The following is a 5,927-nucleotide window of genomic DNA, read 5'->3' as shown; positions in this document are numbered from 1 at the left end:
GGGGGGGGGGGGGGGGGCGGGGGGGGGGGGGGGCGGGGGGGCGCCCCCGGGGGGGGCCCCGCGGGCGGGGGGGGGGGGGGGGGGCGCCGCGGCCAGCCGTCTCGTGTGCCGCGGCAACCTCGGGCAGGTGTATCCGCTCGGCGTGTGCGGGCGAGCAACGCAGGGCGAGTCCGAGCAGGTCACGGCGGTAGCCGCCGCCGGTGGCGTCGAAGTAGCCGGTGCCGGAGGCGTCGGAACGGTCGGTACGCAGGGTGTCGAGCGCGCGGGCGCCGGTCAGCCGCCAGGTGAGCCAGTCATGGGGCAGGACGACGGCGGCGATACGGGCGACGGCGTCCGGTTCGTGGTCGGCGAGCCAGCGCAGCTTGGTGACGGTGAACGCGGCGACCGGGACCGAGCCCACCGCGTCAGCCCAGGCCACGGCCCCCGCCGCCGGGTCGCCGCCGCCGAGGTCTGCGACGAGGTCGGTGGCGGCACGGGCCGAACGGGTGTCGTTCCACAGCAACGCCGGGCGGATCACCTCGCCGGCGGCGTCCAGACAGATCATCCCGTGCTGCTGGGCCGCGACCGAGACGGCGGCGACGTCGCCGAGCCCGCCCGCCCGCCGCAGCGCTGTGAGCAGGGCGTCCCACCAGTGTCGGGGGTCGATCTCGGTGCCGTCCGGATGCGGTGCGTCGCCGCTGCGGACCAGCGCCCCGGTCTCGGCCTCCCGGATGACCACCTTGCAGGACTGGGTGGACGAGTCGATGCCGGCGACCAGTGTCACGATGCCCCACCGTCCGTTCGTTCAGCCGAGCAGGTGCTCGACGGCGAGCTGGTGCAGGCGGACGAAGCCGAAGTCGCGTTCGGCGGCCTTGGCCGGGTCGAAACCGTCGTCGTGGGCGAGCAGGTCCGTGGCCGTCTCGCCCGGTGCCAGGGTGGGCTCGGCCAGGTCGAGGACCCCGGCGTAGGTCATCGCCTCGGTCACCCGCGGGTCCGCCCGGTAACGGGCCGCCTTCTCGGCGAGCAGGATGTAGGTCGACATGCAGGCCGCGGCCGACTCCCACACCCCGGGCAGATGCTCCGTGCGCGATGGCTTGTAGTCGAAATGGCGCGGGCCGGTGTAACGCGGGCCGTCGGGATGGCCGGGGAATCCGTTCTCGATCAGGTCCACGGTGAAGAACGCCGACATCAGGTCGCCGTGGCCGAAGACCAGATCCTGGTCGTACTTCAGGCCGCGCTGGCCGTTGAGGTCCAGATGGAACAGCTTGCCGCTCCACAACGCCTGGCCGAGGGCGTGGGTGTAGTTCAGGTTCGCCATCTGCTCATGGCCGGTCTCGGGGTTCAGGCCGACGATGTCGCCGTGCTCGAGTTCGGCGATCAGCGCGAGAGCGTGCCCGACGGTGGGCAGCAGGATGTCGCCGCGGGGCTCGTTCGGTTTCGGTTCCAGCGCGATCCGCAGGTCGTAGCCCTGCGACCGGATGTACCCCGCGACGGTGTCGATGCCCTCCCGGTACCGGTCGAAGGCGGCGAGCAGATCCTTCGAGCCGTCGTACTCGGCACCTTCACGGCCGCCCCACATGACGAACGTGGTCGCGCCGACCGCGGCGGCGAGATCCACCGCGCGCAGCACCTTGCGCAGCGCGAAACGGCGCACCGACCGGTCGTTCGAGGTCAGCGCGCCGTCCTTGAACACCGGATGGGTGAAGGTGTTGGTGGTCACCATCTCGATCACCAGCCCGGCCGCTTCGGTGGCCGCCGAGAGCCGGGCCACCCGGGCGTCCCGGGTGGCCTCGTCCGCGTCGAAGGCGAAGACGTCGTCATCGTGGAAGGTGATGCCCCAGGCGCCGAGTTCGGCCAGCCGGCCGGCGTACTCCCAGGGGTCGAGCAGGGGACGGGTCGCGGCGCCGAACGGGTCGATACCCGGCCAGCCCACCGTCCACAGCCCGAAGGAGAATCTGTCCTCGCTGGTGGGGCGGCGCACCATGGGATGTCCTCGCTTCTTGACTACCACGGGTTGGTCCCCTCGGCGACGCCGGTGGGGTCGGCCACGTCCAGGTGCCGGCCCCGGCAGCGTACGGCTTTTTGTTCAGCTATACAAAGAATTCGCCATAGACTTCGGGGATGGCTCTGCCCGCGCACGCCGAGTCCCGTCGGCGCAACCTCGGCAACGCCCTGCGGCTGGTGCATGAGCGCGGGGCGATCCGCCAGGTGGAGCTCTCGGACGCGATCGGGGTCAGCCGGGGTACCGGCATCTCGCTGGTCGAGGAGCTGATCGAACTCGGGCTGCTGGTGGATGGCGTCGTCGAGCCGCTGGGTGGGCGCGGGCGGCCCTCGCCGCGCATCGCGGTGTCCGAGGACGTCGTCGTGGTCACCGCGGAGATCGCCGCCGACATGGTCCGGGTGGATCTGGTCGCACTCGGCGGTTCGGTGCGGTTCGCGGCGAACCCGCCGGTCGCTCCCGCGCGGGACGGCCCGGACCGCACCCTGCACCAGATCGCCGCCACCGTGGCTGAGGCCCTTCAGGTGTACCCGACGCTGCGGGTGGTGGGTGTGGCCATCGCCGTGCACGGCGCGGTCGACAGCCAGCGCAGGATCGTCTTCGCTCCGAACCTCGGCTGGGAGGGTGCCGATCTCGGCGCCATCGACGAGCCACTGACCGCGATGCTGCCGGGACGGATCGAGCGGCCGGCCCTGGTCGGCAACGACGCGGATCTCGGCGCCCTGGGTGAACGGCGCCGCGGCGCGGGACGCACACACACCGACTTCGTCTACCTGTCGGCCGAGCGTGGCATCGGCGGCGGGCTCGTGGCCGGCGGCCGGGTGATCCTCGGTGCGTCCGGGCTCGCCGGCGAGGTCGGCCATCTCAAGATCGGCGACGGTGTCCATCCCTGCGGCTGCGGTGGGCGGGGATGCTGGGAGACCGAGATCGGTACCGCCGCTCTCGCCCGCAAGGCGCGCACGATCTCCAGTGACGAGCTGCTCGCGCGCGCGGACGCGGACGATCCCCGCGCGCTCGCGGTGATCGCTGACTGCGCCACCTGGCTTGGCCGCGGGCTCGGGGTGCTGGTCCCGCTCCTGCAGCCGGCCGCGGTCGTGCTGGGCGGCCATCTCGCCCGGGTCGCGGCCCTCGCGCCGGCCGCCCTCGATCACGCCCTGCGCCTGGCATGTCCGCCCAGGCTCGCCCGGGATGTCGAGGTGGTCCCAAGCCATCTCGGCCGGGACGCCGCCCTGATCGGCGCCGCCGAGATCGCGTTCGGCCCACTGCTGGACGACCCGGCCGCCACCATGACCACACTGACCCGCGCGGCCTCGGCCTGACCGTCTCGGCCTGACCCTCTGAAGCCGCGCCGCCTGGTCACGCGCTCGGTGCGGCCAGCGGCGCGACGTCGTCGAACACGCTCGGGCTGTGGGTCGCGACGAGGATCCCCCAGGAACCCGGGCGACGCGTCCACAGTCTGGTCCGCGGGTCGCGTTGGCGGATCGGGGTCAGATCGAGGGCGACGTCCAGCGTGACCTCGCCACCCGGGTCCAGATCGACCCGCTGGAAGCCGACCAGCTGCGGAACCGGACGCTCGAGTGCCGTGTCCACCGCGTAGAGCTGCGCCACCGTGGAGCCCACCCGGGCGCCGGTGTTACGCACCCGCACCGTCGCCGTGCCGTCGGTCTCGCCCACGCGCTGGTCGACCAGGGTGTGTTCGAAGGTCGTGTAGCCAAGCCCGAATCCGAACGGGAAGGCCGCGGGGTGGCCGTCCCGGTCGAGTTTGCGCTGCCCCCACCAGGCGTCATAGGTGATCGTGCGGGCCTCGGCGTCGAAGAACGGCAGGTGCGCGGGGTCGGTGGGGATGGCCACGGGCAGCCGCCCACCGGGCTCGGCCGCGCCGGTGAGCACGTCGGCCAGCGCCCGGCCACCCTCCATCCCCGGATACCAGGCATGCAGGATCGCCGGAACCCGTTCGCGCCAGGCCTCGACGATCAGGGCGCTCCCGCCGATCAGCACCACCGCTGTCCGTGGGTTCGCGGCCGCGACCGCGGTGATGAGCCGCTCGTCCGAGGCATGCAGGGTCAGGGTGGCCCGGTCCCCACCGCGGCCGAACTGGCTGCGGGTACGCACCAGCCAGCCGATCACCCGGCGCAACGGGCGCAGGGTGAACGGGAAACCGAGGACGGACAGGTCGGCGTCGTCGTTCTGGATCCGCTCGCCCTCGTCCCGGTGGTCCATGCCGACGACGAGAATCGCCGCGTCCGCTCGGGCGGCCGCCTCGGCCGCGGCCGCGATGTGGGACCCGTCGAGGTGGCTGATCTCGATGCCTGGCAGGGCCGCACGCAGCCCGTCCAGCGGCGAACTGGTGCTGGGCGGGTCCACCATCGACGATCCGTGGTCGCCGATGTTCGCCTCGGTGGCGAGCCGGCCGATCACCGCGAGCCGCCCGATCGACGCATCAAGGGGAAGGATCGCCGCGGCGCCGACCGGGTCGTTCTTGAGCAGCACCATCGCCCGGGTGGCGGCCCGCCGGGCCAGCGCGCGGTGGGCGGGGCTGGCGACGACCTCCAGCGAAGGCTCGGCCTGCTCCCGCGTGGCCAGATGCGCCAGCGTCGTGCGCAGGACGCGGTGCGCCGAGCGCACCACGAGAGGGTGGGGCAGCCGTCCGTCCTCGCGGGCCGCGGGCAGACCGCGGGCGCGGACCAGCCGCAGCGGCATCTCGACGTCCAGTCCGGCCTCCAGACTGCCCACGGCGTCGTGGACGCCGAACACCCAGTCGCTGGTGACGAAGCCCTCGAAGCCCCACTCGTCGCGCAGCACATCGGTCAGCAGGACCTTGTTGACATCCAGAAACCGGCCGTTCACGGAGTTGTACGAGCTCATCACCGAATCGACCCCGGCGGCCACCACCGCCCGGAAATGCGGCAGGTACACCTCGTGCAGCGCGTGCTCGTCGACCGTGACATCGACCTTGAACCGGGAGTTCTCCACCGAGTTGAGGGCGAAATGCTTGACACAGGCCATCACGTGGGGGCGAAGCCCCCGGGTCAGCGCCACACCCATCCGCCCGGTGAGGACGGGGTCCTCTCCGTAGCATTCCTGCGCCCGGCCCCAGGCCGGATGCCGCAGCAGGTTGACGCACACCGCGGCGCTGTAGTTGGCGCCCTGGGCCCGTGTCTCCAGGCCGATCGCCGTGCCAACCTCCCGCTCGAGGGCGGGGTCCCAGGTCGCGGCACGCGCCATCGTGACGGGAAACGCCGTCGAGCGGCCCATGATGACGCCCCGCGGGCCGTCGCTGAACCGGATACCGGGGATACCCAGGCGCGCGACGGCTCCGCCGACCACCGGGCCGGCCTTCATCCTGCTCATGAGCTTGAGCGCCGCCTGGATCGGCGTGTCACCGTCGAGCAGCCAGAGCAGTTCGTCCTCGGTGAGCTCGGCGATGAGCTGGTCCGCCGCCTCGGCCGCGGTCTGCTGGCCCGCGCGGATCCGCCGGACACACGCGTCGACGGTGCCAGCGGTGGCCCCCTGGTGCTGCGCCATGGCACGGTCCCTTCACACGGGCGGCGCCACCGGACACGCCGGCCGGAGCCGGTGGTGTCACGGCGAGGACGACTGCCCGGAAAGGACTACCCTGGGTAGTAGGCGGCGGTCAGGCTAGCGCGGCTGGGCCGCCGGATGCGCCCGCGAGCCCGTGCCGCACCGTTCGTGTCGTCGGGACGCGCGTCCGGACCGGCGGGGTGTCAGGAGCTCGGTTCGGCTCGGTTCGGCTCAGCTGAGCTGATGCGGGCTGATCCCGTCATCGAGGGGAAGCAGACCGGTGACGGTGGCTGTGACCTCGAGTGAGCGCAGGGCGACAATGCCCCGCAGGACGTGCACGAAGGCGGTGTCGGTGGCGTGGGGGGCGCGCGCGCCCCGGCCCCCCCCGCGGGGGGGGGCGGGGCGGGGCGCGGCGGGTGGGAGCCAC

General features: G+C 72.9%; 4 protein-coding genes and 1 pseudogene. 1 reads left to right on the top strand and 4 read right to left on the bottom strand.

The window, feature by feature from the left end:
• Together MXD61_RS05280 and xylA are read right to left on the bottom strand one after the other, a co-directional pair.
• On the bottom strand, positions 1-763 hold a 763-nt coding region (locus MXD61_RS05280), incomplete at its 3' end, for an FGGY family carbohydrate kinase (RefSeq protein WP_248811726.1).
• Positions 764-784: 21 nt separating this feature from the next.
• On the bottom strand, positions 785-1,963 hold the full coding sequence (gene xylA, locus MXD61_RS05275) for a xylose isomerase (protein ID WP_248811725.1): 1,179 nt from the start codon (positions 1,961-1,963) through the stop codon (positions 785-787).
• Positions 1,964-2,100: 137 nt separating this feature from the next.
• On the opposite strand from xylA, the gene MXD61_RS05270 reads away from it, so the two are divergent.
• On the top strand, positions 2,101-3,297 hold the full coding sequence (locus MXD61_RS05270) for an ROK family protein (protein WP_248811724.1): 1,197 nt from the start codon (positions 2,101-2,103) through the stop codon (positions 3,295-3,297).
• 37 nt (positions 3,298-3,334) lie between these two features.
• Here the strand turns inward: MXD61_RS05270 and MXD61_RS05265 are convergent, their stop codons facing one another.
• Together MXD61_RS05265 and MXD61_RS05260 are read right to left on the bottom strand one after the other, a co-directional pair.
• Positions 3,335-5,503: a glycoside hydrolase family 3 protein gene (locus tag MXD61_RS05265; RefSeq protein ID WP_248811723.1), complete on the bottom strand. Its 2,169-nt coding sequence runs from the start codon at positions 5,501-5,503 to the stop codon at positions 3,335-3,337.
• A gap of 228 nt (positions 5,504-5,731) precedes the next feature.
• Positions 5,732-5,927: pseudogene (locus MXD61_RS05260) on the bottom strand (transglutaminase family protein); the annotation flags it as partial.

Origin of the sequence: Frankia sp. AgPm24 (genome assembly GCF_023243055.1) — a bacterium.
Lineage (GTDB): Bacteria > Actinomycetota > Actinomycetes > Frankiales > Frankiaceae > Frankia > Frankia umida.
Note: the sequence above shows the minus strand (reverse complement) of the source record. Positions and strands in the feature narration are given on the sequence as shown.

Coding starts and splice junctions, on each gene's coding strand:
- MXD61_RS05270 (WP_248811724.1), top strand. CDS start 2,101: ATGGCTCTGCCCGCGCACGCCGAGTCCCGTCGGCGCAACCTCGGCAAC.
- MXD61_RS05265 (WP_248811723.1), bottom strand. CDS start 5,503: ATGGCGCAGCACCAGGGGGCCACCGCTGGCACCGTCGACGCGTGTGTC.
- xylA (WP_248811725.1), bottom strand. CDS start 1,963: ATGGTGCGCCGCCCCACCAGCGAGGACAGATTCTCCTTCGGGCTGTGG.